General features: G+C 59.8%; 24 protein-coding genes. 13 read left to right on the top strand and 11 right to left on the bottom strand.

The window, feature by feature from the left end; all coding sequences use genetic code 11:
• Positions 1-61: 61 nt before the first annotated feature.
• A complete protein-coding gene (locus AB4Z24_RS05275; protein WP_441706348.1) occupies positions 62-1,195 on the bottom strand; it encodes an MFS transporter in 1,134 nt (377 codons plus the stop codon).
• 655 nt (positions 1,196-1,850) lie between these two features.
• On the opposite strand from AB4Z24_RS05275, the gene AB4Z24_RS05270 reads away from it, so the two are divergent.
• On the top strand, positions 1,851-3,977 hold the full coding sequence (locus AB4Z24_RS05270) for a glycosyltransferase (RefSeq protein WP_441706347.1): 2,127 nt from the start codon (positions 1,851-1,853) through the stop codon (positions 3,975-3,977).
• Positions 3,978-4,170: 193 nt separating this feature from the next.
• The gene (locus AB4Z24_RS05265) at positions 4,171-5,250 is read left to right on the top strand and encodes a glycosyltransferase (protein WP_441706346.1); all 1,080 of its coding nucleotides are present in this window, start codon (positions 4,171-4,173) and stop codon (positions 5,248-5,250) included.
• Positions 5,251-5,327: 77 nt separating this feature from the next.
• On the opposite strand, the gene AB4Z24_RS05260 is transcribed toward AB4Z24_RS05265, so the two are convergent.
• Entirely contained in the window at positions 5,328-5,762 is a 435-nt protein-coding gene (locus AB4Z24_RS05260; RefSeq protein WP_441706345.1) for a CBS domain-containing protein, read from the bottom strand.
• A gap of 427 nt (positions 5,763-6,189) precedes the next feature.
• On the opposite strand from AB4Z24_RS05260, the gene AB4Z24_RS05255 reads away from it, so the two are divergent.
• The 6 genes from AB4Z24_RS05255 to AB4Z24_RS05230 all read left to right on the top strand — a co-directional run bounded on the left by AB4Z24_RS05255 (position 6,190) and on the right by AB4Z24_RS05230 (position 11,311).
• Positions 6,190-8,178: an FUSC family protein gene (locus AB4Z24_RS05255; RefSeq protein ID WP_441706344.1), complete on the top strand. Its 1,989-nt coding sequence runs from the start codon at positions 6,190-6,192 to the stop codon at positions 8,176-8,178.
• Positions 8,175-8,393, top strand: a complete 219-nt coding sequence (locus AB4Z24_RS05250; protein ID WP_441706343.1) for a DUF1656 domain-containing protein — start codon at positions 8,175-8,177, stop codon at positions 8,391-8,393. The genes AB4Z24_RS05255 and AB4Z24_RS05250 overlap by 4 nt, the downstream gene beginning before the upstream one ends.
• Before the next feature lie 125 nt (positions 8,394-8,518).
• The gene (locus AB4Z24_RS05245; RefSeq protein WP_441706342.1) at positions 8,519-9,607 is read left to right on the top strand and encodes an efflux RND transporter periplasmic adaptor subunit; all 1,089 of its coding nucleotides are present in this window, start codon (positions 8,519-8,521) and stop codon (positions 9,605-9,607) included.
• Positions 9,608-9,703: 96 nt separating this feature from the next.
• Positions 9,704-9,883 carry a hypothetical protein gene (locus tag AB4Z24_RS05240; RefSeq protein WP_441706341.1) on the top strand — a complete coding sequence of 60 codons (180 nt, stop codon included), beginning with the start codon at positions 9,704-9,706 and terminating at the stop codon, positions 9,881-9,883.
• Between the two features lie 129 nt (positions 9,884-10,012).
• Positions 10,013-10,501, top strand: a complete 489-nt coding sequence (locus tag AB4Z24_RS05235; RefSeq protein WP_441706340.1) for a hypothetical protein — start codon at positions 10,013-10,015, stop codon at positions 10,499-10,501.
• Positions 10,502-10,699: 198 nt separating this feature from the next.
• Positions 10,700-11,311 (top strand): Spy/CpxP family protein refolding chaperone, encoded by a 612-nt coding sequence (locus AB4Z24_RS05230; protein WP_441706339.1) that lies wholly within the window; start codon positions 10,700-10,702, stop codon positions 11,309-11,311.
• 150 nt (positions 11,312-11,461) lie between these two features.
• On the opposite strand, the gene AB4Z24_RS05225 is transcribed toward AB4Z24_RS05230, so the two are convergent.
• Positions 11,462-13,321 carry a DEAD/DEAH box helicase gene (locus AB4Z24_RS05225; RefSeq protein ID WP_441706338.1) on the bottom strand — a complete coding sequence of 620 codons (1,860 nt, stop codon included), beginning with the start codon at positions 13,319-13,321 and terminating at the stop codon, positions 11,462-11,464.
• Between the two features lie 300 nt (positions 13,322-13,621).
• Positions 13,622-14,566 carry a prolyl aminopeptidase gene (gene pip, locus AB4Z24_RS05220; protein ID WP_441706337.1) on the bottom strand — a complete coding sequence of 315 codons (945 nt, stop codon included), beginning with the start codon at positions 14,564-14,566 and terminating at the stop codon, positions 13,622-13,624.
• 320 nt (positions 14,567-14,886) lie between these two features.
• Here pip and AB4Z24_RS05215 point away from each other — a divergent pair, with 320 nt between their 5' ends.
• Complete coding sequence (locus AB4Z24_RS05215; protein ID WP_441706336.1) at positions 14,887-15,321, top strand: hypothetical protein; 435 nt, start codon at positions 14,887-14,889, stop codon at positions 15,319-15,321.
• Between the two features lie 180 nt (positions 15,322-15,501).
• Here AB4Z24_RS05215 and AB4Z24_RS05210 read toward each other — a convergent pair whose 3' ends face one another.
• The 5 genes from AB4Z24_RS05210 to AB4Z24_RS05190 all read right to left on the bottom strand — a co-directional run bounded on the left by AB4Z24_RS05210 (position 15,502) and on the right by AB4Z24_RS05190 (position 20,002).
• A complete protein-coding gene (locus AB4Z24_RS05210; RefSeq protein ID WP_441706335.1) occupies positions 15,502-16,176 on the bottom strand; it encodes a response regulator in 675 nt (224 codons plus the stop codon).
• Positions 16,177-16,274: 98 nt separating this feature from the next.
• Complete coding sequence (locus AB4Z24_RS05205; protein ID WP_441706334.1) at positions 16,275-16,481, bottom strand: hypothetical protein; 207 nt, start codon at positions 16,479-16,481, stop codon at positions 16,275-16,277.
• 78 nt (positions 16,482-16,559) lie between these two features.
• Complete coding sequence (locus AB4Z24_RS05200; RefSeq protein ID WP_441706333.1) at positions 16,560-17,135, bottom strand: hypothetical protein; 576 nt, start codon at positions 17,133-17,135, stop codon at positions 16,560-16,562.
• Complete coding sequence (gene scpA, locus AB4Z24_RS05195; RefSeq protein WP_441706332.1) at positions 17,135-19,309, bottom strand: methylmalonyl-CoA mutase; 2,175 nt, start codon at positions 19,307-19,309, stop codon at positions 17,135-17,137. Before scpA ends, AB4Z24_RS05200 begins: the two co-directional genes overlap by 1 nt.
• Before the next feature lie 177 nt (positions 19,310-19,486).
• Complete coding sequence (locus AB4Z24_RS05190; RefSeq protein ID WP_441706331.1) at positions 19,487-20,002, bottom strand: hypothetical protein; 516 nt, start codon at positions 20,000-20,002, stop codon at positions 19,487-19,489.
• A 176-nt stretch (positions 20,003-20,178) separates the two neighbouring features.
• On the opposite strand from AB4Z24_RS05190, the gene AB4Z24_RS05185 reads away from it, so the two are divergent.
• The 4 genes from AB4Z24_RS05185 to AB4Z24_RS05170 all read left to right on the top strand — a co-directional run bounded on the left by AB4Z24_RS05185 (position 20,179) and on the right by AB4Z24_RS05170 (position 22,860).
• Positions 20,179-21,081: a DUF817 domain-containing protein gene (locus tag AB4Z24_RS05185; protein WP_441706330.1), complete on the top strand. Its 903-nt coding sequence runs from the start codon at positions 20,179-20,181 to the stop codon at positions 21,079-21,081.
• A gap of 87 nt (positions 21,082-21,168) precedes the next feature.
• Positions 21,169-21,444: a hypothetical protein gene (locus AB4Z24_RS05180; protein WP_441706329.1), complete on the top strand. Its 276-nt coding sequence runs from the start codon at positions 21,169-21,171 to the stop codon at positions 21,442-21,444.
• Positions 21,445-21,576: 132 nt separating this feature from the next.
• Positions 21,577-21,780, top strand: coding sequence for a hypothetical protein (locus AB4Z24_RS05175; protein WP_441706328.1), 204 nt, complete (start codon positions 21,577-21,579; stop codon positions 21,778-21,780).
• 285 nt (positions 21,781-22,065) lie between these two features.
• The gene (locus tag AB4Z24_RS05170; protein ID WP_441706327.1) at positions 22,066-22,860 is read left to right on the top strand and encodes a hypothetical protein; all 795 of its coding nucleotides are present in this window, start codon (positions 22,066-22,068) and stop codon (positions 22,858-22,860) included.
• Position 22,861: 1 nt separating this feature from the next.
• Here the strand turns inward: AB4Z24_RS05170 and AB4Z24_RS05165 are convergent, their stop codons facing one another.
• Positions 22,862-24,103, bottom strand: coding sequence for a chloride channel protein (locus AB4Z24_RS05165; protein WP_441706326.1), 1,242 nt, complete (start codon positions 24,101-24,103; stop codon positions 22,862-22,864).
• A 139-nt stretch (positions 24,104-24,242) separates the two neighbouring features.
• Complete coding sequence (locus tag AB4Z24_RS05160) at positions 24,243-26,117, bottom strand: methylmalonyl-CoA mutase family protein (protein ID WP_441706325.1); 1,875 nt, start codon at positions 26,115-26,117, stop codon at positions 24,243-24,245.
• Positions 26,118-26,180 lie beyond the last annotated feature (63 nt).

Genomic DNA, 26,180 nt, shown 5'->3' with positions numbered 1-26,180 from the left:
TTTTAGGCGACACTTCGTGTGCGGATCGATTTGCGATGGTATCGGACGAGCGTCCAAGACTTCAAACCTTCAGCCAACGGCCGCCGACGGCAACGCCGATCAGAAGAATAGCCACTACAACGAAGGCAAGGGGTAGCCCGACGGCCTGCGCTATGAAGCCGATGGATGCGGGACCTGCGAGGATACCTACGTATCCGAGCATCGTTACGGCGGGTACGGCGATATGCTCGGGCATCGTTGTCTGACGTCCGATCGCGGTAAAAAGGATCGGAACGACGTTCGCGCAACCGATGCCGACGAGACTAAAGCCGATGACGGCGCTCCATGCGAAGGGCACAAGCGTTACCATCAAAAGGCCGATTGCAGCGCAGAGTGGTCCTGCCAGCAGCACGAACGTGCGTCCGGCGCGCTCGACAAAGGCATCGCCAGTCAATCGGCCAACCGTCATCGTAAGTGCAAAGGCCGCGTATCCTAGGCCGCCGTTGGCAGGATCGGCATTTCTGTTTGCGGTCAGAAATACCGCGCTCCAGTCGAGGACGGCGCCCTCCACCAGAAAGACGACAAAGCATAGAAGGCCGATGAGCAGGACCACGCCATGCGGGACCGCGAAGGCCGGGCCGCCGCCTTTCGCGCCATACGTCAGCAAATAGGGCGCCGCAGCAGCCATCGCTACGACTGTTACGGACACGATGGCCATGGCGGCGACGAAGGGCGACGCTCCCGACGCTAGCATCAGCGTCATCATAACGGCGCCGACAAGCCCTCCCAAGCTGAAGAGTCCGTGGAAGCCGGACATCATCGCCCGACCGCTTGCTCGCTCGACGATGATCGCTTGGACGTTCATGACGCAGTCCATGCTTCCCTCACCCGCGCCGAACAGAAAGAGCATGAGGGCAGCAAGAGGAACTGACGACGTGAGCAACAGTACGGGCAGAGACAACGCGATAAGCAATGCGCCGGCGAGTATGATTGGGCGGCAGCCGTACTGTTTCGATAACATTCCTGCTAGCGGCATAGCGGTGACAGAACCGGCGCCGAGGCACAATAGAAGCAGACCCAAGTTGGCATCGCTGAGATCATTCCGATCTTTGACAAAGGGCACGAGTGGTGCCCAGGCAGCGAGCGTGAAACCCGCTACGAAGAACGCAACGTGCGTCGAGAGTTGTTGTGGTCTGCCCAAGATTGGTTCTGACATTATTTACGTACTGTCCCGTTCACCCTCCGCGCCGCGATCACGGAGGGGTTGTTCTTAAATAAGGGACGGATCGACGGAAGGCCGAGGCGTCCGTCGCTGAAAGGAAGTCGAAGCGGAGTTTCGCTCRTCCTTATCTAACGGCGGATCATTTGCGGAGTAATGAGGGGGATGCGGGCAAATGGACGCGGCCGACAGAGAAAGTCGCCACCTTCATGCTTTGCAAAATTCAACGGACGGACTTGTCGATTTTCGACCGAGCGACGAAAGCGATTGTAGGTTGCGATATGCGGAGCGGGGCCGCGTCTCGCTGTTTTGCTCTGCGCGATGCGTGTGATTGGACGCTGCTGTGGTTGTCAATTCGATGCGAACATCACTGAGTGCTTGTGGTTTCGCGTGTCCGAAAATCCAGATCCCCGACTCATTTTTCGAAACGCTTGTTGAATAGCTTTTCTGTGACCCGCCGAACATAGACGTGGACGGATCTTTCGGTTACGACGATTGCATTCCTCGTTTGCGTATTTTTCATTTCAGCTCCGCGCGTATTGCAGAGTCATCCGATATTTTTTCCAGGATGTGCTGCGCCCGGCCGGCAGCTATTTTGTGTGCGTCCCCACTTATTTTTATCATTGATATTATCTCCGACGGAGACGCATCGGTGAAAATTTTATTTGTAAGTCCAGAGGTGCCGTCTTTCGGCGAGACGGCAGGCATCGCCACATATTTATCGGAAGCGACAAGCGCTCTTCATGATGCTGGACACGAGTGCCATGTGCTCACATGGCGTGATAGGGGAAATCGCTTTTACACGTCCGCTGAGTTCAAGCATTTTCTGCATGTCATGCCGATTAAAGTCGACGGCCACAAAATGGTGGATCGGAGACTGTTCATATCGTCGATGGTGGCCGATGCCGTTATCGCTCTGCATCGGCAGCACGGGTTCGACGTCATAGAAGGGACGGACTGGTGCGCGCCGCTTTACTGTCTGTTGCAGCGCCGGAACGTCGAGCCGTCTCTGAACAATTGCCTGATCACTGTGTTCAATCACGGTACGACCTACAATATCTCGCGGCATCAAAAGACATTTATTCCGAGGTCGACATTTCAGGCCGTGAACCTCGAGTATCAATGCTTTCGCCTGGCCGACCGAGTGATTTGTCCTTCCGAAGCGGCGGCAAGAAATCTGGCTATCGTGCAAGATATCGGGACGGAGCGCGTGGAAATCGTTCCAGAGCCGCTCAATCTCGCGTCCAAGAAAATTTCGGCGACGTGGAATCCGTCGAAGATCCTGTGGTACGGGACCGTCATCGTATCGAAGGGACTTTCGCAATTCACGGATCTCGCAAAGCGGTTCCTCTACTATCATCCGCAATTCAGCGTCGAGTTCCTGGGCCCGGTCCAGCCCATGGATCTGTCGATGGACGAATTCAAGCACAAGATACTGCAGTCGTTCTATCCCTTTTGCGACCAGGTCTCTTTCGTCGCCGGAAAGCCTCGCGAGATTTCGCTCGAGCGCGTCGGCGAGGCCGATGTTCTCATCAATATGTCGCCACGCGAAACATTCTGCTATGCGGCGGCCGAGTCCATTCTTTGCGGCGTCGCGCCGGTGATGCTTGCAGGTAGCGCGCAGAGCGAGTTCATACCCGCGGCATTGCGGGACAGATATTGTGTCGACGCCGGTTCGCGCGATATTTCGGCGTATCCGATCGATCAGTTTTTCCGGCATATGGAAGACGATCGCCGCGAGATCATCAATCATGTCGCCGAGCGCACGGCGCCCTCGCGATATGTGGAAGCCTATGAACAGCTGGCTCCAAAGGCCGCTACGACGTATATCGCGCCCGCGCGGATAGAAAGTGATTGGGCCGTCAGCGTTCTCATTCCCGCCTACAATCCGGACCGGTTCCTTCTCGACACCATTGAATCCGCGCTCAATCAATCGGAGATGCCGGCGAAGATTATCGTCGGCAATGACGGAAGCTCGAAACCGTCGTCGCTCGCGATTTTGAAAGAAGCCGCAGCCTATAAGAATGTCTCGGTGATCGATCTCAACTGGAGGGGCCTCGCTGAAACCCGGAACCGCCTGCTGGAGGCCTGCGATACGCCGCTGTTCGCGTTCGTCGATGCGGACGATTTGCTTCTTCGCGACTTCATCGCCGTCAGCCGAAAATATCTGCAAAGCAACTTCTCCGAAAACGTCCGATCGGTTCAGGGCTGGTACGAGATGTTCGGCAGCGAATCCGGCGTTCGGGCCCCGACGGTTTTTCAGCATTTTTCGCACTTCGTGTGGAACGATCTGAAGAACAATCACATGGGGTATACGGAGTCCTTCCAGGAGCTGAAGTACGACAGCGGCCTGACGCGGGGTGAAGCGGAAGATTGGGAATTCTGGCTTCGGTATTTCAAGGCGGGTTATGAAACGCGCGTCATTCCGCAAGTCTTGTGGCGGTACCGGCGCCATCCCGCGGCCATGTCGGTGAAATGGTCGCAAGAGATGTCCGTTGGCACGGCCCGCGCCAATGTAAAAATCCTGAGCGAATATCTGGCAACGGCTACGCGCTCAACGGAGCATATTTGGGAATTCATCGGCGACTATCTTTATCTCGGCGAAGTTTTCTTCCGCGATTTGCCGGCGGAGGGTAGCTACGCGGGCAGCGGATCGAGACGTGTCGCGAAAATCCAGAGATCTTTAGCTGAGTTTCAACGTAGCGGACGTGCGCTGAGCCGGAAGCAACGTTTGGCTCTCAGCCTTATGCGAAGTTTGGCCAAGACTTTTAAAAATTAATTTTTTTATCCGTATGCGTCCAGGATTGTGATCCGGGTATTTCGGCCGGGCGAAATTTATTCAATCGCGGCGACGTAGCTGTCGTCTGCCCCAAGCTGTGCCCACCGCACTCCCATTGTTGGTTGTGAGTCAGTCAGCGCGTCATCAGTTCGCGTTCGCGAATTCATCGGACAATGATTGTGTGGGGGATGCGATGATGCTTCCAAAGGCGGATGTTATCATTCCTGTGCGGGATGGTGAGAGATATATTGCGCCGGCGATCGCCAGTTTAGCCGCCGACGCAGAATTCATAAACAAGCTGATCATCGTCAACGACGGCTCGTCGGATGGGACGGCCTCTTTTCTTTCCAATCTGGATTGGAAGGGAAAGATCGAGATCATCCATCAGCCGCAGCTCGGGCTATGCACAGCGCTCAATCGCGCACTCGACGCAGCGGAGACATCGCTGGTGGCGCGCATGGACGCCGACGACATTTCCATGCCGGGCCGATTGAAAGCGCAAATCGAATATCTGGAAGGCGCGCCGGATGTCGCTGCGGTCGGTGCACAGGTGGTGACGATCGATGCCGAAGGCAGAGTGACCGGCGACCGGTCAAACTACCCGCTCGATGCGAATGCGATCCGCGATCAACTCTACAAGAAGGGCAGCTGCGCGATCTCGCATCCGACGGTGATGATGAGAAAAGACGCGGTCTTGGCTTGTGGGGGATACCGGACAGCTTTCCAGCACGCCGAGGACTACGATCTCTGGCTGCGGCTTTCGGAACGGCATCACATCGCGAACCTGCCCGATGCATTCTTATATTATCGCCTCCATCAATCGCAGGTGGCGTCGCTGTTTCGCGCGCGGCAATCGTTCTCGCGTGATCTCGCGCTCTATGCGGCGCGCGAGAGGGAACGCTCCGGCCGAGATCCCTGCGAGGGACTTTCCGAGGCGCCGAATTTCGAAGAACTCATGCGTTCGGCAAGCGGGCCACGAACGACCATTCAGGCACTCGCGACTGCCTATGACGCCATCGACGCCATTCAAGAGAAGCGCCGCACATCGCTGACGCTTGCGGCGGTCGGGGCGATCCCGGCGCTGGCGAAGATGCGGTATCTCGGCGAGAGCCGGCGCCGCCGGTATGCTCTGATAAGAACAGCCGCGTGGACGGCGTTGACGCGCTTCAATTTTACGACAGCGCTCGAAGCCTATCTGGCGTTTCTGCAATGCCGTATCGGCGACAGCAAGATGTTCCAATCGATGGCGCGAAGCCTTGGTGCGACGGGTTAACCGTCGGAAAGGCGCCGTGCAGGTGATAGCCGGCGTGGCACGCGAGCCATGCCGGCTATCGCTGAGCGCGGCGCAAATCAGCGGACTGCCAACGCGATATCTCGCAGCACGCGCGTCTCGAGCATCACTTCATCGAGGCGGTATTTCAAAATGTCGCCGATGCTGATGATGCCGACGATGCGGTTGCCGTCTTGCACCGGAAGATGCCGGATCCGGCGGTTGGTCATCACTCTTGCCGTGTCCGAAATGGAATCTTCCGGCCCGCACGTTACGACGCCGCGAGTCATCAGGTCGGATGCGAGTAATGTCCCAATGTTCGGGCCATGGAATGCGAGTCCGCGCGAAATATCCCGTTCCGAGATAATGCCTTCGAGCGTGCCTGCGCCCCCGCTCACGACCAGAGCACCGACATTCTCCTCAACGAGCCGGTGAGCGACATCGCGAATGGTATCGCCGGGTCGCACGGTCATGACTTCGGTTCCCTTCACCTCCAAGATGTTTGCAACCTTCATGGCTCGTCTCCGGGTTACACCCTGAATGCTCTCAGTGGGACCTCATCGGCGCGGAAGGTCAAGTGCTAGCGTCATCGTTGCTTGAGAACTTATTTGTGAAGAGCGTTTTGGTCGGAGATTGCGACATACTTCCGATTTTCGAGACGGAATTAATGATCGATCAAATGTTTTGGGAGCTTCGCGCACTTAGCTTCGTCTTGAGCAATCGTCATTTTGCTCCGCGCGCGATCAGGGAGCGTTTGCTATCAACGCCCCGACGATAGCTGGAGCGCGAGCGGTCGTTCCGAGGCAGGGAATTGCGATGGCGATTTCGGTGGCCAAGCGAGACCGAGACGAACATCGAAGTACGATCTCTTAACATCTCGGAGCCGAAATCCTCTTATGTTTGTAGGTCGGATCCCAGGCGCTCTTGATTTTGATGGACGCCATGACATCGTCGGTAACGCAGGAAAAATCTGGTGGCGGCTTTTCGAACTTCTTAGCCACGGCTGTGCCGGCGCTGCTCTTCGGGTTGCGTCTCGCGACTGCGGTGTGCCTTGCGCTGTTCACAGCATTCTATCTCGAACTCGATACGCCATACTGGGCAGGAACGTCGGCTGCGATCGTCTGCCAGCCGATCGTCGGGTCGTCGCTGCTTAAAGGCTTCTACCGGTTGGTTGGGACGATCGTCGGAGCGGTTGCTTCGGTCGTGCTCACGGCCATCTTTCCGCAGGACCGCTTCGGATTCCTCTTCGCAATGCTCGTCTGGGCCGCGGCCTGCTCTTTCGTTTCGACCTTGCTCAAGAACTTTGCGTCCTATGCGGCCTTGCTGGCGGGTTACACGCTGATCATCATCGCCAACAATTCCATTCCGGATCCCGACCAGATCTTCTTCATCGCCATCAATCGCGCTTCTGAAATCTGCATAGGGATCGTCAGCGGAACTTTGGTGATCGCGCTGACGGATCTCGGCGACTCGCCAAAGAGACTGCGAATGCAGCTATCGCAGCTCATCGAGGAAATTTCTCAGCATTTCGTGGCGCTACTCGCAGACCCGTGGAACTCAACGGGGCCTGAGACGCGGCGCGCTCTCGTAAAGAGGATTTCGGCTCTCGCCCCGGTCGTCGATCAGGCGGCAGGCGAATCCGCGGAAATCCTGCAGCGAAGATCGATCCTTCGCGTCGCGATTGATGGTTTGTATACGGCGATTTCCGGCGCGCGGGTCGTGGAGACGCATTTGCGCGGGATTGCTCCCGCCGATGCGCGGCGCGTTGCGGCGGCGATTGCGGATGATCTTCCCTCGGATTGGAGTCGCGGACCGTCGCGGGATCGAGATACCGACGCGCTGCTGGTCCGCAAATTCATGGTCATGAAGACTGATGATGTATCGTTGCGACTTACCGCAGACGCGAGTGCAGAAGTTGCGTCGGGCCTCGAGTCGGCAGCCAACGGGCTCGCGCTGTTGTCTGATCCGGCGCATGCGCGCGATGTCGTCCGCATTCCGAGCATCGTTGTCGCCGATTATCTTCCGGCTCTCGTCAATGCCGTGCGCGTCTTCGTCGGCGTCGGTGTCGTGGTGATCTATTGGATCATCTCGCAATGGCCGAACGGACTTTTCGCCGTGACGTTTACAGCGGTGACGATCATGCTGTTCGCGCCAATGCTGGACGGGTCCGGGAAGGCTTCGTTGGGGCTGGTGGCTGGCACGCTGTTTGGGGCTGTGGTCGCCGGTATTCTCAAGTTCACGGCGCTGATCAATCACGAGACGTTTCTCGCATTCAGTCTCATCTTATCGATGGCTCTCGTTCCGATAGGGGCGTTATCGACGTTGCCGTTTTTCGCGCCTTACTTCGTTCCTGCAACAGTCAATTTCGTGCCGCTCGTTGCGCCGACAAACGTGATGGTTTTCGATCCACAGGTGTATCTGAATACGGCGTTCGGGCTGGTTGCGGGATGCGTGGCGGGAGCCGCTACGCTTCTGCTCATACCTCAGCCGTCTCCCAGTTTTCGAGCTCAGCGTCTGGTCGATCTATCCATTCGCGATCTTCGGCGTCTGGCCGGAGGGCGACGGCGCTGGACGTTCAGGCAGTGGCAGGGGCGGATGTACTCGCGGTTGGTGGCTCTACCTGCAGAGTGCGAGCCGGTGCAGCGATCGCGGTTGGCGGCGACACTGACCGTCGGGGTACAGGTCATTCGATTACGTCATCTGTCGACGGATCGCCGTGCCGGCGCCGAAATTTCGGACATTCTCGCAGCCTTGGCCGCCGGAGATTTACCGAGGCTTCAGCATACATTGGCAGAGCTTGACAAGGAGATAGCGTCGATCCCAGTTGATCGACCCGGCATGCGCGGGCGGATGAGAGCGCGAGCGATGCTGCTCGCCATTGCCGAAGCCGTCGACCGTCAGGGCGATTATTTCGGAAGCCAGACGTCATGAGCTTCGTCGAAATCAATATTCTGGGCGTTCTTATTTCGCCGTTCGTACCGCTGATGGCGTTGGCCTTCGCGATCACGATGATATGGCGGGTGGTCGCCGTAGAGTTTGGCTGGATGCGCCGCGTTTGGCATCCGGCCCTCTTCGAATTTTCGGTATTTCTCATCGTCTTGACGGCCACGGTCCTGATCTTTGGACACCTTAGAATTTATAACTAGGTCGAGGCATCATGCCGGAGATCGCATCAACTACCCGGAAGTTGCCGCCGGCGAAGCCAACGGGCCAGGAGCAGGAGACGACAACTGTCTACAGCCCGCCCTCGATAAAAAGGCGGCTCCGGATAATGCCCGTCCTTGCGACACTTTCCATGGCGGCGATCGGGGCGGGGGCCGTGTGGATCCTGTGGCAGAATTATATGGGGAAGCCGTGGACGCGCGACGGCACGGTCCGTGCTTACGTCGTCTCGGTTGCGCCGGAGGTGTCGGGAAGGGTGGTCGAACTTCCGATCAATGATAATCAATTCGTCCACAAGGGCGATTTGCTGATGAAGATCGATCCGCGCGACTTCCGTGTTGCGGTGGACCTCGCCAAGGCAGGCATCAAGCAGGCCGAGGCCGATCTGGCGAACAAGAACGCGCAGCAGGCGCGACGGAATGCTCTGACCGATCTGGCGACTTCGGTCGAAGAGAAGCAAACGTATACATCGGCAGCAGAGATGGCCGAGGCCACGCTCGCCCAGCAGAATGCGAACCTGACACAGGCAAATATCAATCTCGAGCGGACCGAGCTCAGATCGCCGGTGAACGGATGGATTACGAACCTGCTGATACGGCAAGGCGATTACGCGAGAGCAGGGCAGCAGGCGTTGTCCATCGTAGATTCGGATTCGTTCTGGCTCGACGGCTATTTCGAAGAGACGGCGCTCAAACAGATCCGCGATGGCGATCCCGCGAAGATCTGGTTGCTTGGCTATAACAAGGTCTTGCACGGACGCGTCGACAGCGTTGCGCGTGGTATTGTCGTGTCAAACGCCACGCCGGGTAACAGTGGCCTCGCGACCGTCAATCCGATCTTCACCTGGGTGAGGCTGGCGCAACGCGTTCCTGTGCGGATTCATTTCGAGGATGTCCCAGAGGATTTGCGTCTTGTCATCGGGATGACGGCGACAATCGAGGTTCAGCCGAAGTCCGAGGGCGCAAAGTCTGGGGTTGCAAAGCCTGGGGCTCATGAACCTGAACCCCAGAAGCCTGACGTTCAGAAACCCGACACCCCGAAGCCTGAGGTCCAGATACCGGAGGCCGAAAAGCCGACGGGCGACAAGGGTGACGACGGCGAAAAAGCTGGGAAGAGCGAGAAAAACGACAGCAGCACTACGAGTGATAAGATCCGCAAGAGCGAAAAACACCACAAGAGGTCAGCTCACGGACAATGAACGCTCATCAGGCGCTGCATCGCGACAGATTATTTCAAAATGGAAGGAACTGAGGGCGGACGCTGCTGTTGTCCCCCAAACCTGAGGATCAGTTCCATGTCGCCTTTTTCGCAAAGCATTGCCAAGAAAATGAAGCTCGCTTCCAACGAAGAATTGGCGCGGCGCTACGCGCGGCGTCAACAACGTGCCCGAGCAGTACAGGATCGGCAGGGGAGGACTGTCACTGTCGTGAACGTCCGCCGCTGCAACCGGTCGAACGGTCTGCTCGACGAGTAGGCCGAGTCATTGTCATTGTCGTTTTCGCTCGTATTTGAAACCGTCCCTCGGCGCGCTCGGGAGTAAGCCTTTGTTTACCCCGCTACGGCACATTCGTTCGAAATCTATTCAGATTTGGAGCTGTCCGTCATGCGTCGCTCGTGGGTTTTGGGCTCAGCCGCCCTCGCTATTCTCGTTGTGGCTCTGCCGCTGACACGGGTGCTCGCGGAAAACGCGGAAACGGAGGGCTCGCAGATCGAGGCGGCGGGCGCCGACGCCGATCCGCACGGTTCGGCGAAAAATCTCAATACCGTTCCCGAGGATGGCTTCAGCTCACAGCGACTCGCGGGACCTGATAATTCTTTCGTTCGCCAGTTGATCGCATCGCGGCCGAACGAAGACCTGGTGATCTGCGTCGCGGGATGTTTTGCTGGACGCGACCCGGTCGTCTACGCGCAGCCGATGGCAAAGTCCGCTCGCGCAGCGATCGCGCCGCAAACGTCGCTCAACGGTCCGATGCAGAACCCGGGTCAGAAAATCGACACGTCTCGGAAACCGGGAAAGGCAGCGGCGGCGGACGTACCGTTCATGCCGTCGCAAAATCCGCATGCGCCGGCCATCATCAACCGGACGAACTAGCGGCTTCGAGCTTCGCCCGGAAATAAAGCGGGGGCGAGGCGAAAGCCCCAGATTTTCCCTCGATTTGTTCATTTTGTGCAGCTGATTGTTGCGCCGATGTAATTCGCGCGACCGCGACGGATCAGCTGCGCGTCCTCGTTGTTACCTCCGACGGCCGGCAAATTCCCCTGCCTATCCCCGGCCCGAAGGAGACTGCCAATGAAGACTTTATCTCGCGGTACGTGGATCGCACTTGCGGCCGTCGTCGCAGTTCCCGCGACCGTTGCTATCGCAAAAACGGCTGACAAAGCCGGTTGGAACCTATCGCCTGAAACGCGTTCCCGCCTCGAAGAGGGCAAGCTCGCGATGGTGAAAACCGCGCTTCAGCTCACGCCCGATCAGGAGAAGCTCTGGGCTCCTGTGGAAACGCAAGTTCGCGAAGGGTTCAAAGCCCGGCAAGCGAGAATGGAAGAGTGGAAGAAGAAGCGCGAGGAGCGCAAGGCCGAGGAGGAGAAGGGTGGCGAGCAGAAGCGTCCCGATCTTGCCGACCGCTTCCAGAAAGTCAGCCAGCGGATGAGCGAGCGTGCTGACCGTATGAAAGCGTTCTCGAGCGCGTTCACACCGTTCTATGCATCGCTCTCGGATGATCAGAAGGACGTACTGCGGCCTCTGATGCATCAGCTCATGCCGGGCGGTCATCACGGCCACAGGTTTGCCGGCGGATGGGGCCCTGGCGGCCGTCACGAAGGCGGCTGGTTCGGCCACGAAGGCAAAGGCGGTTCGTCCCACGACAACGACGATGATCGCGGTCCTCCTGACAAGAAGGGCTGAGCAAAGCTCAGCCTCGCGACTTCACCCTATTCCCCAACTTGCCGGGCATAAAAAGCCCGGCCTTTTTTATGGGCCGGGCTGAAACTTCTTTGTTTGCCCTGGCGAATCTCCTCCGGAGAGCCGGCCGCCAGGGCAAGTATTTGAAACCGTTTAGCGGGGCGGACGAACGCGGCTGCGATCGCCGTCCTCGCGGCGCTTCATGAACTTCGGGGCATCGGATCCGCCCTTCCATGAGGGACGGCCTTCGCCGCCGCCATGATGAGGCTTTCTCGGTCCGTGGCCGCCTTCGCGCTTGGCGGTGCCGGTTTCGTCACGATGACGTCCGGCAGGCCCGTGATTGCGGTCGGGACGCGCGCCGTCGGCATGGCGGACGCCGTCCGTATGGCGCGCATCGTCGCCATGGCGTGATGGGCGGGCATGTCCACGGTGATCGCCGCGATGGCCGCCAGCGCGATGTTCGCTCTGACGATGCTCGCCTTGGCGATGTTCGGACGGACGGTGTTCGGATTGACGGTGTTCGCCGTGACGATTTTCAGATTGGCGATCGCCGCGCGGGCCACGATGGGGGCCCTCATGACGAGGACGTTCCGCCGAACGCGGTTTGTGTTCGCGGTCGGCGACGCCGAACTTGGCCGCGCCTTCCGGGCCGCCGGTGAGGGCTGCGGGGTCGTACGGGCGGCGTTGCGGACGATCGCGGCGGCGGTCATCCGAATGGCCGTTGGAACGCTCGCCAGCCGGATGTTCGGAACGGTGCCGGCCGGCTCCGCCCTGGAATCCCGGACGGCCACGGTGCCCTTCACCGCCGCGTCCGCCGCGCGGTGCGCCTTGGCGGCGGGGACCGTCGTCGTGACGGCGTTCCGGCATCGGCAGAGCTTCGCCGCCGACATCGTCGATCACGACGAGCGGCTGTTTCATCATGCGCTCGATGGCGCGGATTTCGCCGCGCTCTGAGGGATCACACAAGGAAATCGCGATGCCGGTCGTGCCCTTACGGGCCGTGCGGCCGACGCGATGGACGTAGGTTTCGGGATCGAGCGGCATGTCGAAGTTGACGACGTGCGTGATGTTCGAAACGTCGATACCGCGGGCGGCGATGTCGGTTGCGACGAGAACGCGGATGTGTCCCAGCGTGAAATCGTTGAGGGCGCGCTGCCGGGCGTTTTGCGCCTTGTTGCCGTGGAAGGCTGCCGAGCTGATGCCCGCCATGCCCAACCGATCAGCGACGCGGTCAGCGCCACGCTTCGTTCGCGTGAAGACGATGACGCGCTTGGCTTCCTCGTCGGCGAGGATCGTGTGGAGGCGGCTTTGCTTTTCGGGCGTCCGGACCATCATGATCTTCTGATCGATACGATCGACGACGATGGTTTTCGATGAGAGGTCGACCCGGTAGGGCTCGTGCAGAATGTCGTAAGCGAACTTCTTGATCTCGTCCGGCATCGTCGCCGAGAACAGCGCGGTACGACGCTTCTGCGGGATCAGCGAAACGATCTTCTTGATGTCGCGGATGAAGCCCATGTCGAACATGCGATCGGCTTCGTCGATGACAAGCGTCTGCACGCCGGAAAGATCGCAGCTTCGCATGTTGACGTGATCGAGCAGGCGGCCAGGGGTCGCGACAAGGACATGAACGCCGCGTTTCAACGCGTTGATCTGCGGGCCCTTGCTCACGCCACCAAGAACGACGGCGCGGCGGATGTTCATGTTACGCGAAAGCTTCGCGACTTCCTGGTCGATCTGAACTGCGAGCTCGCGAGTGGGCGCGAGAACGAGAGCAACGACCTGCTTCCAGCCCGGCTCCAGTCCCTCTGCAGCGATCTTGTTCAGGATGGGAATAAGGAACGTTGCGGTTTTGCCCGAACCCGTCTCGGCCATGCCGAGAAGGTCGCGGCCGTCCAGCTGCGGCTGAAGCGCCTGCTGCTGAATAGGAGTCGGCGTCGTGTACCCGCATTGTGTCAGGGCACGCGATAGAGGCTCGGCAAATCCGAAAGCCTCGAAAGTCTGTGTTGTCAAAGTGGAAAAGTCCCAAGGGCTTCGCCCCCCGCGCATCCTGTGCCGAGGTTTGTCCCATGGCCCACACCGGCGCTTTCGGGGTGCGGCCTTGTCTATAAGGATTGATCTCAATGCAGGGTCGAGCGCGGTGATTGAACCGCTTAAAGTGGCACGAGGACCCGAGCGCCATCGAAGAGCAATGAGGGGGTGTATCGTGGTGTTTGCATCAAATGTCAAGCAGCCGAAGACGCGCGTGCGTCTCTGACGCGGCCATAATCAGCAAATGTTTCAAGATCTTGACGGTGCTGCGGGAGCTGCACGTCAACGGTGATCGCCGGCGATTGCGCGGCGCATGGCTTCCATGATTCCCGGTTCGGTCATCGAATGGCCGGCGTGATCGATGATCTCAAGGCGGGCGCTGGGCCATCTGGAGCTGAGCGCATAGGCGTTCTTCGGCGGGCACAGAAGATCGTAACGGCCCTGCACGATTGTGCCCGGAATGCCTGCGAGCCGGGACGCGTTAGCCAGCAGTTCTCCGGGCTCCAGGAAGAAGCTGTTCTTGATGTAATGGGCCTCGAAGATGGACGTCGGTGGCAATCTCGCGTCGTCCGCGACCTTCTCCGGCAGGGCGGCGTGCTTTGGCGCGAGTTCGGACAGGGCGCGCTCATAGGCAAACCAGACGTGTGCGGAGGAAGCCTGGACGGCGCGATCCGGACTGGTCAGCCGTTCGATATAGGCCGCCAGCGGATCGTTGCGCTCGCCAGGCGGGAGATGATTGCAAAAAGCCTCGTACAAATCGGGACGGAAAACCTTGGGTCCGTTGACGAAGGCCCAGCGAACCTCTTCATCCGTACCAAGAAAGAGTGCGCGCAGAACCAGGCCTGAAACTCTCTCCGGATGGCGTTCGGCGTAAGCGAGGGCGAGGGTTGAGCCCCAGGAACCTCCGACGAGCAGCCACTTTTCGATGCCGAAGTGATCGCGGACGTGTTCCAGGTCGGCGATCAGGTGTTTCGTCGTGTTGGCTTCGCAGGAAAGGTACGGGTGGCTGCGGCCGGCACCGCGCTGGTCTATCAGAAAGACATGATCGCGCGCCGGATCGAACAGTGTGCGGTGCAAAGTCTGCGAGCCGCTGCCGGGGCCGCCGTGCAGAAAGACGACGGGGCGTCCGCCTTTCGTGCCCACCTCCTCGACATAAATCCAATGTCCGTCGCCGACGTCGAGCATGCGGGCATCGAAGGGCCGGAAGGTTTCGGGAAGAGTCTTCATGTTCAATTTGCTGAGCACGCTTTTTGATAAACGGCAAGAGCAGCCGGTAAGGCGTTCGCAACCATCGGCAACGGAATGACAACCAGAAACATGGCCAGCCGTCGTAGGACCATCACGGTGGGTATGTCAGGTTTCGGGAATTGCGGCGCCGAGAGGAGGTTATTATGCGTCTTATAGCCGTCAGGCAGACGTTGCAAAACTTCTGGTTTCCAGCTCGCGACGAATTGACGAAATTCGACACGATACTTACGTCCCCACACGCCACGAAATGGATCGTGGCGCGTTATGAAGATCAGGCGCCGGTCTCTAGGGAGTAGAATATGATCCAGAGCGAACTTCGGATTGCGCACCGTGCATTGACGATTGGCGTAACGCTTGCTGCAGCCCTGGGCATGAGTTTTGCGGGTTTCACTGCTGCGCACGCGGCGGAATCTGCGACGCTCGTGGGGACATGGGCCGGGAATGGCTCGATCAGCTTTTCTTCCGGCACTAAGGAAGGCGCGAGATGCCGGGCGCACTTCGCGAAGACCGGCGCGACGAGCTACATCATGTCGGCTTCGTGCGCCACCGCCTCAGCCAGGGTCGACCAGTCAGCCGAGCTGAGCAGGGTCGGTGCAAACAGCTACGTCGGAAGCTTCTTCAATCAGCAATATAACACCGGCGGCCAGATCCGCATCACGGTCAACGGCCGCAGCGGGTACGTACGGCTTTCGGGCGAGGCTGGCAGCGCGGTTTTCAACTTGAGCAAGCGCTAGTTCCGAAAGATTTCGAGCGATCGCGGCATGCGGGGCTGGTGCGCCGCGTGCTGCTTGAGCTGCGCATATTTTTCGCTGCCATATACTGCGTGCTGCCGGCTGCCGATCTTTTCGATCCGCGCTGGTCTCGATGCGCCTCCTTCTGAGCGCAGCTACAGCTGTGCTGCTGCTCGTAACAACCTATTTATGCTCGCGACCAAGAAATTTTATTACGTTATCGACCAACTCCAACATGTCGTTGGTCGATAACTGTGCACCTAGCTCGGCAGCCTCGCGTCGAAATTTAGGTGTATCCGAGCCCGCAAATACAAAGAACGGAATCGCGGGATCGAGCGCGCGCACAGACCTTAGTAAATCGTATCCAGCTCTCATGTTTGAGCCACGGCCCATGTCGGAAATAATCAGGTCGAAGTGGCGATTTTCGATCGATGATAATGCCGCTTCGGTACTCTCAACCTGTTCGACGTCCAACTGAAGCTTTCGTAGCGCCCTGACGCCGAGTCGATTGTTTGCAGGATTATCATCGACCCAGAGAACGGCTTTTCCGATTAGATTGTTTGCAATTTCTGGCTGAAAGGCTGGGGCCAATGTTGCTTGTATGCGAGGGATATCGACCTTCTGATTTGGCGAGTTCCCTTTCCATGCCCGATCGGCCGCGGCTGTTGCTTCGACGGCAGCCCTGAACTGGAAGCCAATCGGTCCTAGATTGATGCCACTTAACGATCCACGGCGCCAAAGAAGGATCACCGTCGGAATAGCAATACACCAAGCAGCAAGGCTTACGACTGAACTAATGGCCTGTGCGGCGGAGAACCAAACCTTGTTTGTCTCTATAAAATCGAGCACAAATTCCATTATTACTCCGCCGTCCGCCCGTCGATAAAGCCGAATAAAGAATTGAGCAGGTCGATGATCTTTGCGCCTGGGCCGAACTTCTCTTCCGGCGCAGCTGCTTATTCCCCGTCTCGCTGTTCGCTGGCGAATTCTTCCTCGAGCTCGTGCTCGAGCTTCACGAGATCATCCGGCAGGGGCATGCCGGTTGCCTTCAATTGATTGAGCTTCTCTCTCAGCGAGAGGTAGATCTCGTGCCTATCCTGGGGCTCGTTCTGCATCTCAGTGAGCAGCAACGAGATCTCCGTCTTGAGTTGTTCGAAGGCCATGATCGGTGCCTTTCGGTTGTTGGGCGACCTATTAGGCTGCCTGCGCACTGTGTGACGACAGTAGCGTAGCTTTACAAACTACCACACGACAGCATTATTCACGTATTTTGCGCGGGCTCGGACCGTAACCGTTATCATTATTTCCACATCATACGGTGAAGGCGCTGCAAGTAGTCTGTCTGCGGTCACCGATAAGCGCGTAATCAGGCGGTCGTCCTGCAGCAGGCAGAAGAAGGGATGTTCTCCTTCTCGCGGTTCGTCTTCTTTTGGTAGTTCATGGGCGTTATCTGGTTTGCGCAGTCCGTCAATCAGCGCTTTTATTCGATTGTCTAAGTCACCCTTGAACTTGACCACAGATCCGGGCGTCTCAGGACGCAGGAAAAGAATATCGAGTTCAGCAATGGTGTTCCAAGCATAAGCGTCGCTTACCAACGGCAAGAAGTCGAAATTGCCCAGCTTTTCGATAAGGCCTAACTTTTTATTCTGAGGATCACGAGAGTTTTGATACTTCGGCACACCAGTATCGATCAGAGAAATGTTATCCCAGTGATCCTTCAGTTGAGGATGAAATTTACGCCTAAGTGCCTGTTTTCCATCGAGGGAATTGATATCGGCATGTCTGAGTGGTCCGGAATATCTCAGACGAAATTGCATTACTCCGCCGCCTGCTTGTCGGCGTAGCCGAGCTGAGCGTTGAGCTTTTCGACGAGATCGGCGGCGGCTTCCGGGATGTTGGTGCCGGGGCCGAACACAGCCTTGGCGCCTGCCGCGTATAGCGCGTCGTAGTCCGCGGGTGGAATGACGCCGCCGACGACGATCATGATGTCGCTGCGGCCTTGCTTGTCCAATGCGGCCTTGAGTTCCGGAACAAGTGTCAGATGGCCCGCCGTCATGGTCGAAACGCCGACGACGTGGACGTCGTTTTCGACGGCCTGACGTGCCGCTTCATCGGCCGTTGCGAACAGCGGTCCGATATCGACGTCGAAGCCCAGATCGGCGAATGCGGACGCAATGACCTTCTGGCCGCGGTCGTGTCCATCCTGGCCGAGCTTGGCGATCAAGATGCGCGGCCGGCGGCCGTCATTCTTGTCGAACTGCTCGACAAGCTTCTTGACGCGCTCAAGGCTCGGGTTCATCGCCGCTTCCTTCTTGTAGACGCCGCTAATCGCGCGAATTTCCGCCTTGTGCCGGGAATATACCTTCTCCAGCGCGTAGGAAATTTCTCCGACGGTCGCCTTCTTGCGGGCCGCCTTCACCGCGAGATCGAGCAGGTTGGCGTTGCCCTTGGCGCCTTCCGTCAACGCATTGAGCGCGTCCTCGACATCGGCTTCGACGCGTTCGCTGCGTAGGCGGTCGAGCTTCGCGAGCTGCGCTTCACGCACGGCGCGGTTGTCGACCTTGAGGAAGTTGACCTCGCGGTCGCCCTGGATCTGGTACTTGTTGACGCCAGTGATCGTCTGGCGGCCGCTGTCGATGCGGGCTTGCGTGCGGGCGGCGGCTTCTTCAATGCGTAGCTTCGGAATGCCTGCGGCGATCGCCTTCGCCATGCCGCCCTGGGCTTCGACTTCCTCGATGTGGGTCATGGCTTTCTTCGCCAGCTCGTAGGTCAGCCGCTCGACGTAGTGGCTGCCGCCCCATGGGTCGATGGTGCGGGTGGTGCCGCTTTCCTGCTGCAACAGGAGCTGGGTGTTACGGGCGATGCGGGCGGAAAAGTCGGTCGGCAGCGCGATCGCCTCGTCGAGGCCGTTCGTGTGGAGCGACTGGGTGTGGCCCTGAGTGGCGGCCATCGCTTCGAGGCAGGTGCGCGTCGCGTTGTTGAAGATGTCCTGAGCGGTCAACGACCATCCGGACGTCTGCGAGTGCGTGCGCAACGACAGCGAGCGCGCGTCCTTGGGCTTGAACTCGTCCTTGATGAGCTTCGCCCAGAGGAGACGCGCGGCGCGCATCTTGGCGATCTCCATGAAGTAGTTCATGCCGATTGCCCAGAAGAACGAAAGGCGCGGCGCGAAGGCGTCAATATCGAGACCGGCGGCGACGCCGGCGCGCGCGTATTCGATGCCATCGGCGATCGTGTAGCCGAGTTCGAGGTCCGCCGTCGCGCCCGCTTCCTGCATGTGATAGCCGGAAATCGAGATCGAATTGAACTTCGGCATGTTCGCGCTGGTGTAGGCGAAGATGTCGGAGACGATGCGCATCGAGGGCGCGGGCGGGTAGATGTAGGTGTTGCGCACCATGAACTCTTTCAGAATGTCGTTCTGAATGGTTCCGGCGAGCTTTTGCGGGGGGACGCCCTGTTCCTCGCCCGCGACGATGAAGAGCGCGAGGATCGGCAGCACGGCGCCGTTCATCGTCATCGAGACGGTCATGTCCTGCAGCGGAATGCCGTCGAAGAGGACGCGCATGTCATAGATCGAGTCGATCGCCACGCCGGCCATGCCGACGTCGCCCTTAACCCGCGGATGATCGGAATCGTAGCCGCGGTGCGTCGCGAGGTCGAAGGCGATGGAGAGGCCCTTCTGTCCGGCGGCGATGTTGCGGCGGTAGAAGGCATTCGAATCTTCCGCCGTCGAGAAGCCGGCATACTGGCGGACGGTCCAGGGCTGCAGTGCGTACATCGCCGGGTAGGGCCCCCGCACGTAAGGTGCGATGCCGGGCAGGCCGTCGATAAAGCCGAGGCCGGCCGTATCCTCGTCGGTGAAGACCGGCTTGACGGGGATCCCTTCGGGGGTTTCCCAGACCGGCGCCTCGGGAGCAACCGCCTTCGCGGCCGGTTTTCCGGGGGCGGGAGGATCGAGAGGCACCTGGGCGAAATTCGGGATCGACGTCATTTAGGGCACTGATCCGGTATGAGAGGATGGTTTCTGTATTGCTTCAAAACACGGTACGGCAAAACCGGGTGCTCAGACAATCGCCGTGCGACGTCTTGCTTGCCTCGGGGTGGCCGCGGAACCGGCGCCGGTGCTGGGGCTGGGTGAGCCGGTCATGCCCTATCGGGTCGTGCTGGCTCATCGTGGCCGTTGGCCGAGGAGGTAGTCCCTCCGGCGAAGGAGAAGATCGTAAACAACGGCGAACAGCACGCCGCTCAGGGCTGCCGTGATCAGGTCGTTCCGCTGAACGCCGGGCGGCGCCGGGGCGAGCGGAGCGAGCACGACGTAGATTGTCTCGCCAACCACCAGCCAGATGACGGCTGCCAGCACCACGAACTTGAGCAGCCTGGCCGTGCTGCTGCCCGTGTTCGCGCCGACGAACTTGGCGACGGGCGGGAAGACGCACGTGCCGATCGGGATATACCAGAGGAACGCCATGAGGATCGCGCTGGGAAGATCGTCGGCGTAATTCTGAATAGGCGACCCGGCAACTTCGCCGGTGTGGGGAGCGGCGAAAAATTGGTGCTCGGCGAGAGCCAGCATTGTCGTCGCCGCGATGAGGGCGGAAATGATCCCACTCAACAGCCCCATCAGTGTCAGCCGCAAGAGCGAATGGTTTTGCGTTTCAGGGTTCGGCGCCGGGGACATGGTCATGACGACATCCTGTGACGTTCCCCGATAACAACCGCAGCGCCGCATGCCGGTGGCGGGAATGAGGACTCGCAGCGTCAATCCGAAGACATTGCAAAACGCCCGCTGGCGGAAATGAGAATGCCACAAACGCCAGCATGATGTCCAAACCCGCCTTACCGTCTCTTTCAAGGTCAGACATGCAACGCAAGGTCTCCGACAGGACCCCTAAGGACAGCGCCGCGCGCCTTTGGGCGCCGCTCGCAGGCTTCATCACTTGGGAAGCGGAACTCGGGGAGGCGGCCGAGGCGCGAGGTCCCGCCGCTCACTTCGCCTATGAGTTCGTTCGCTTTGGCGTCAAGCAAGCGTGGGCCTGCCTGTTCGGCGCTTCGTTGCTGGCTTTGTTGATCGCGACGCATTTTTTCTATCCGAAAGACGCGGTGATTTCGCGCTATGATTTTCTGGTTGTCGCGGCGGTGCTGATCCAAATCCTGATGGTCACGTTCAAGCTCGAAACGACCGATGAAGTGAAGGTCATTTGCATTTTTCACATCGTCGGCACGGCGATGGAGATTTTTAAGACGTCGGTCGGGTCGTGGCTTTATCCGGAGGCCAGTCTTCTTCGTATCGGCGGCGTTCCGCTATTCACCGGGTTTATGTATGCCGCGATCGGTTCGTATATCGCCCGGTGCTGGCGGCTCTTCGATTTCCAATTTGCGCGGCATCCCCCGGTTTGGGCGCTGACCATTTTGAGCGTGGCGATCTACGCCAACTTCTTCGGCCATCACTATGTGTGGGACGCGCGGCCGATACTTTTTGCAGCGGCGATCATTCTCATCGGGCCGTGCACGATCTACTACAAGATCTGGAAAGTGCACCGGCATATGCCGTTGCTGCTGGGGCTGATGCTCGTCGCGGTCTTCATCTGGCTTGCGGAGAATATCGGCACATTCACCGCGGCCTGGGCCTATCCTCACCAGCGGCATGGCTGGGAGCTTGTCGGGATCGGCAAGCTCGGATCATGGTTTCTACTGATGCTGATTTCGTACACACTGGTCGCTTGGCTCAACCGGCCAAAAGCAATGACCATTCAGAATAACTAAGGACATTATTTACCGCGAATTCGGGTGGCGCCATTCGGCCCCGGCACTTTGGCTTACAATGGGCCATTAACGCTCGGAGCGGATTCCATGGCGCAATCATCCCATATCGCAACCGCTTTATTTCTTGCAGTCATTGCCGTTGCAACGAATGCCTCGGCTGCAGGCAGCGGCGCCGCAATCGATCTTGCCGCCCAGGTGCGCGGTCAGGGTTTCCCTTGCGAAAAGCCGCAGGGCGCCGAAAAAAACAACAAGGCGTCGAGGCCCAACGAAGAAGTTTGGATTCTCAAGTGTGAGAACGCCTCCTATCGGATGACGGTCATTCCGGACATGGCGGCCAAGGTCGAAAAGCTCGGCAAGCAATAGTCCGGCTCATCCAGCGACCGGCCGGTATCTCGAATGGGTGTCACGAGCGGAACAGCGGCGGCTGGGCGGTTGGCGCATTCTTCCTCTCATCAGACCGCAGCCGGTCAGCATCCATTCGGGAGGATCACAATCATGTCGGGCATCGTCGTTGCATCCGCCGCCGCAGCAATCACCACCGTTGCGACTGTCGTGGTCGCGGCTCTTCCGGATGCGCAGGCACTTCTCTCGCCGCTGACAGAAGGCGGCAACGAGTATGCGGTCACGACCATTTCGGTGCTCGCTTCCCTTCCGATGCTTGGCATCATGGCCGTGTTCGCGACGACCGCTCGCGAATAGCGGCGGCCCACTTTCGAATTCCTCTGCCCTCCTCGCTTCCTCCCCCAGCACCTTGCCGGCTCTTCATCGGAGCCGGCATTTTTGTTTTCGCGGCCGGTGCCTTGCGCTCAATCGGAGCACGCGAACGGCCATTCTCCTGCCTTGGTTGCTCCCAATTATCTTGAGGGAAGATGGGGGGTTACGGAGGGGAGCTTCTAACCTTTCCTATTGTGTAAAAGGGTGCCACGGCGCCGGGGCGGGCCGGAGTCGACGAGTGGTCCCATGTATCGCGTGGGGGTGTGCGTCGTGAGATTCAGAGCATTTGTCATTGCCGCCGGCGTCATCGCGGCGTCGTCTTTTTCTACTCCGGGTACATTTGGGCCGGGTAGTACCGCGGATGCCGCCGATGCCGCGCATCTGCCTGCACAGGATGCCGTTACGGTTCCGGAGTTCGTGCCTATCTTGAACTTCAGCCAGTTTGTGCTCGCCACCGACCAATTCGGCGAGGCGAACCGCGCGCGCGCTGCAGAAATGTTGAGCGCGAAATTTGCTGCGGCATCCGATGGACAACACGTCCAACTCAATCAAGGTCCGCAGCCAACCCCCGCAATCGTCGAAACCGCGATGAGTTTTGCGGTTCCGGATCCCGCTGAAAAGCCTGCAGAAGCTTTTGCCGATCCGGTGAAGGTCGCGACGGCTATCTCAAAAGCAACGGAAACTCCGGCGGCCCCTGAAGAAGAAGAGGCGGCGGCGAAAGAGACGGAGACGAAGTCTTCAGCCCGGGCGCGCTCGGAAAAGCGTTTCCGCCCTGCCATGGGCCTAGGCATGGCGGTCGATCAGGACGACACGGCGATGCAGTGGTGGTTCTCATCGGACAAGCCAAAGAAGAAAAGCGCTGATCGATCGAAGGTTCGCCACGTCGCTGAAGCGGACGGTTCGGCGGGTGGCAGCGCGCCGAACGCTGCGGCGGCCGCGGCCAAGGCGGGTGGAACGCCGAAAGAAGATTTTCAGATCGGCATTCCCGGGCAATCGATGGAGCCGACGATCTCAACGTGCGCGACGCGGGAACGGACGTGCTGGGGAAAATTCTGCGGCTGCTGAGTTAGTCCGCTCGCGACGGCGAAGCCTCATTGTGTTGCGGCTTCGGCCCGTAGGCATGAGACAACGCATGATAGAGAGGCTGGCGGCTGATCAAGCGCGATATGCCGGCAGCCAGCAGCGCGGTCCCCATCAGCGGCACGACCATGTTGCGGTCGCTGGTCATTTCCATCACGATTACGACGGCGGTCAGCGGCGCTTGGACAACGGCTGCGAAGTAGCCGACTGTCATCAGAAGCATGAGTGCACGCGGATCGACGAACGTAACGACGGGCGTCAGCATGGAGCCGAGTCCTGAGCCGACCGCGAGCGATGGGGAGAACAGTCCACCCGGTATGCCGCTCGCTGACGAGAGCATTGTCGCTATGAGTTTCGACGGGCCGTACCAGAAAGGCAGCTGCTCTCCCAACAATAGGCCTGCGCGCGTTTCGCCGTAGCCGTTTCCGGATGCATAGCCTGCGGTCGCAATGCTCAGGATCGCGACGATGAGCCCGCAGATGCCCGCGAATACCGCGGGTTCCTTGCGGAGCGCTGCGATAAAGGATGGCGGCCTGCGCGTGATCGTGATGAGCGATCGCGAAAAGAAGCCACCCATCACGCCGCCGATCGCCGCGCAGATCGGAACCGCAGACCAATCCGCCGCGCGGATCATCTGAGCCGAAACTTCGCCGAAATAGGCGTAGTTGCCGAGGATCAGCCAACTGACGCCGCCGGCAATCGCCACCGATGCGATGACGATATCGTTGATGCGGCCCGCGAAGGATTTGGCCAGTTCTTCGATCGCAAACAGTATTCCTGCGATCGGGGCGTTGAATGCCGCGGCGATGCCCGCTGCAGAGCCCGCGAGCACAAGTCCGTTGTGGCGTCCGATGCCTGCAAAGCTTGCGACCGCGAACATCACCGAAGCGCCGACTTGGACGGTTGGGCCCTCGCGGCCGACGGAGGCACCGACGACAAGCGCGAGCGCCGTCATGACGATTTTCGCGACCATCGTCTGCCAGCCGAGAAGGCTTTGGCGGTGCGCTGGGTTTGAACTCGCGCGGGCGGCGATAACCTGCGGGATGCCGCTGCCGGCGGCGGCTGGGAACCATCGTGCGGTCACATAGGCGAGCGCGACGAAGCCCAGCGGCGTCATCACGAGCGGCAGCCAATGCCATTGATTGAGTATGGCGTAATAGAGCGCCTGAGCCTTGTCGGAGAGTTTAGCGAACCCGACTGCGGCAAGGCCGACGAATATCGCGCCCAAAAGAAATACGGCGCGCCGCTGCCATACGCGACGCGAGAAGCCAACATAGCGGTACCTGCGTAGCCGCAGGCCTCTGCGGCTGCGAGTGTTCGTGCGTATTGGTCTGGATGTATGCTGCACGAATACCGCAAGGTTCGATCTAGGCCAGTTTCTGCTGCAGGCCCTTGAGGGTTGCCACGGCGTCGGCGCCCGCGAAGAGGAACTGGTCGACGCCGGCCGTTTTGAGCGCGCTTTCCTTCTCACCCGGCCGTCCCGCCATCAGGACGAACTTGGCGCCCGCGGCCTTCAATGCTTTCGCTACCGGTTCGGCGAGCGTCGCGTTGACGGCATCGGACGAGCAGATGCAGGCGGCATCGGCGCCGGATTTGCGGAAGGCCTCGACGGCGTCTTCCGACGTTTTGTAACCGTCGCTCACGAGCGCTGTGATGCCGCCTGCCGCGAGGTAGTTCTTCGTCCAGGTCGTGCGGACGTTGTGCTCGGCGATTTCGCCCATGCTGGCGAGAAAGACTTTGTAGCCGCCGTGAGCGTCGGCGGCATCGCGCAGCGCTTCGAAGGCTTCGCCGAGACGATGCGGCTTCAGCGGTGCAACTTCGATTGCGGCTTTGGCCGTCGGCGGAGACGGCGCGGACCAGGGTTCGGCGTGCACGCCATCGTCGCCGAGCAGCGGGAAGGCGTTGACGCCCGTCAGTTCCTGCCGGACCGTCGCGATCGACTTGGCGCGTGCTTCGGCGGTCGCCGCGATCGTTTCCTGGATGTAGCCTGACTGGAGGGCTGCGAGCAGGCCCCCGCGTGCCTCGATGTCCTGGAAGATTTCCCAGGCCTTCTTCGCGATGTCCTCGGTGAGATTTTCGACGTACCAGGAGCCGCCCGCCGGGTCGTTGACGCGGCCGAGATTGCTTTCTTCCTGACAGACGATCTGAATGTTGCGGGCGACGCGGCGCGCGAAGGCATCCGGTTTGCCGAGCGCAAATGTGAAGGGAAGGACGACAATAGCGTCGGCGCCGCCGAGGGCTGCGCCTGCGCAGGCGATGGTCGTGCGCAGGATGTTGGTCCAGGGGTCGCGCTTCGCCATGATGCGATAGGATGTCGGGCAGTTCAGCTTGACGGCGGAGGCGGCATCGCCGGCACCGGACGCATCGGCGACGCGCCAGATCAGGCGGCGGGCGGCGCGCAGCTTCGCGATCGTTGCGAACTCGTCGATGTCGGCTGCAAGCGCGACATTGATTTTCGGAAGGGCCTTCGCGGGCGGAATTCCGCCGTGCTCGGCGGCGCGCAGATAGGCGACGAGGGCGGAGAGCATGAAGGCGAGTTCCTGCGCCTCGCTCGCACCGGCAACGTGCGCTACGACGCCGTCGGCGGTCATGACCTGCACGCGCGGGCTAGCCTCGGTCGCATTCATCAGGGCGACGGCGCGCGCCAGTGCCGTCTCGACGGGCTCGGAGAGGCGGCCGCTCATCGCCAGCGTTCCGAGCGGATCGGCGCCGAAGGAGCCCTGCCGGTCAGCCGCCTTTATGCCGCGCGCGTCCCATTCGGCGTTGAGCGCCAGGGCGGCGTCGAAAAAGTTTTCCTGGGCGACGAGCACGATCGGGCATACGTCGAGCAGCACTTCGTCGAGAGCCAAGGCGAAGGCTTCTTTCGCAATCGGCAGACCATTGCCGCCGACCTGGAGGGCGACCGACGTCACGCCGCCGACGAGATCTTCCATGATCGCGGCGTTGAGGGCCTTCGGATCCGTTTCGCTGTGGAACGTGCGGATATCCCAGCCGAGGCCGTCGCGGACGGGTTTCGTCCCGCGGGTGAACGGGGCGAAGCCGGGAACCGTATTCACCGCGCTCTGGAGGGCATCCCCCCTGGTATAGAGCGGATTAATCTTGATGCCGTCGGCCGTGCGGGTGACGAGCCGCTTCTCGAAATCGGCGCCTTTCAGCGCCTTGTCGACCAGCCCGCGCCACTGCTCAGTGCTGGCGGCGGGAAAGTCTTCGGCGAGATGCAGATCGGTCGTCGAGGTCGTCATACAACTGGGCTCCCACAGGCGAGGGGGCGTTACCGGAACGCCCGCTTTCCGATATACCCGCTC

This window comes from Hyphomicrobium sp. 2TAF46, from assembly GCF_052114865.1.
Lineage (GTDB): Bacteria > Pseudomonadota > Alphaproteobacteria > Rhizobiales > Hyphomicrobiaceae > Hyphomicrobium_B.
This window is presented reverse-complemented; position numbering and strand designations above follow the sequence as displayed.

Coding starts and splice junctions, on each gene's coding strand:
- AB4Z24_RS05275 (WP_441706348.1), bottom strand. CDS start 1,195: ATGTCAGAACCAATCTTGGGCAGACCACAACAACTCTCGACGCACGTT.
- AB4Z24_RS05265 (WP_441706346.1), top strand. CDS start 4,171: ATGATGCTTCCAAAGGCGGATGTTATCATTCCTGTGCGGGATGGTGAG.
- AB4Z24_RS05260 (WP_441706345.1), bottom strand. CDS start 5,762: ATGAAGGTTGCAAACATCTTGGAGGTGAAGGGAACCGAAGTCATGACC.
- AB4Z24_RS05255 (WP_441706344.1), top strand. CDS start 6,190: ATGACATCGTCGGTAACGCAGGAAAAATCTGGTGGCGGCTTTTCGAAC.
- AB4Z24_RS05250 (WP_441706343.1), top strand. CDS start 8,175: ATGAGCTTCGTCGAAATCAATATTCTGGGCGTTCTTATTTCGCCGTTC.
- AB4Z24_RS05245 (WP_441706342.1), top strand. CDS start 8,519: ATGCCCGTCCTTGCGACACTTTCCATGGCGGCGATCGGGGCGGGGGCC.
- AB4Z24_RS05240 (WP_441706341.1), top strand. CDS start 9,704: ATGTCGCCTTTTTCGCAAAGCATTGCCAAGAAAATGAAGCTCGCTTCC.
- AB4Z24_RS05235 (WP_441706340.1), top strand. CDS start 10,013: ATGCGTCGCTCGTGGGTTTTGGGCTCAGCCGCCCTCGCTATTCTCGTT.
- AB4Z24_RS05230 (WP_441706339.1), top strand. CDS start 10,700: ATGAAGACTTTATCTCGCGGTACGTGGATCGCACTTGCGGCCGTCGTC.
- pip (WP_441706337.1), bottom strand. CDS start 14,566: ATGAAGACTCTTCCCGAAACCTTCCGGCCCTTCGATGCCCGCATGCTC.
- AB4Z24_RS05215 (WP_441706336.1), top strand. CDS start 14,887: ATGATCCAGAGCGAACTTCGGATTGCGCACCGTGCATTGACGATTGGC.
- AB4Z24_RS05210 (WP_441706335.1), bottom strand. CDS start 16,176: ATGGAATTTGTGCTCGATTTTATAGAGACAAACAAGGTTTGGTTCTCC.
- AB4Z24_RS05205 (WP_441706334.1), bottom strand. CDS start 16,481: ATGGCCTTCGAACAACTCAAGACGGAGATCTCGTTGCTGCTCACTGAG.
- AB4Z24_RS05200 (WP_441706333.1), bottom strand. CDS start 17,135: ATGCAATTTCGTCTGAGATATTCCGGACCACTCAGACATGCCGATATC.
- scpA (WP_441706332.1), bottom strand. CDS start 19,309: ATGACGTCGATCCCGAATTTCGCCCAGGTGCCTCTCGATCCTCCCGCC.
- AB4Z24_RS05190 (WP_441706331.1), bottom strand. CDS start 20,002: ATGACCATGTCCCCGGCGCCGAACCCTGAAACGCAAAACCATTCGCTC.
- AB4Z24_RS05185 (WP_441706330.1), top strand. CDS start 20,179: ATGCAACGCAAGGTCTCCGACAGGACCCCTAAGGACAGCGCCGCGCGC.
- AB4Z24_RS05180 (WP_441706329.1), top strand. CDS start 21,169: ATGGCGCAATCATCCCATATCGCAACCGCTTTATTTCTTGCAGTCATT.
- AB4Z24_RS05175 (WP_441706328.1), top strand. CDS start 21,577: ATGTCGGGCATCGTCGTTGCATCCGCCGCCGCAGCAATCACCACCGTT.
- AB4Z24_RS05160 (WP_441706325.1), bottom strand. CDS start 26,117: ATGACGACCTCGACGACCGATCTGCATCTCGCCGAAGACTTTCCCGCC.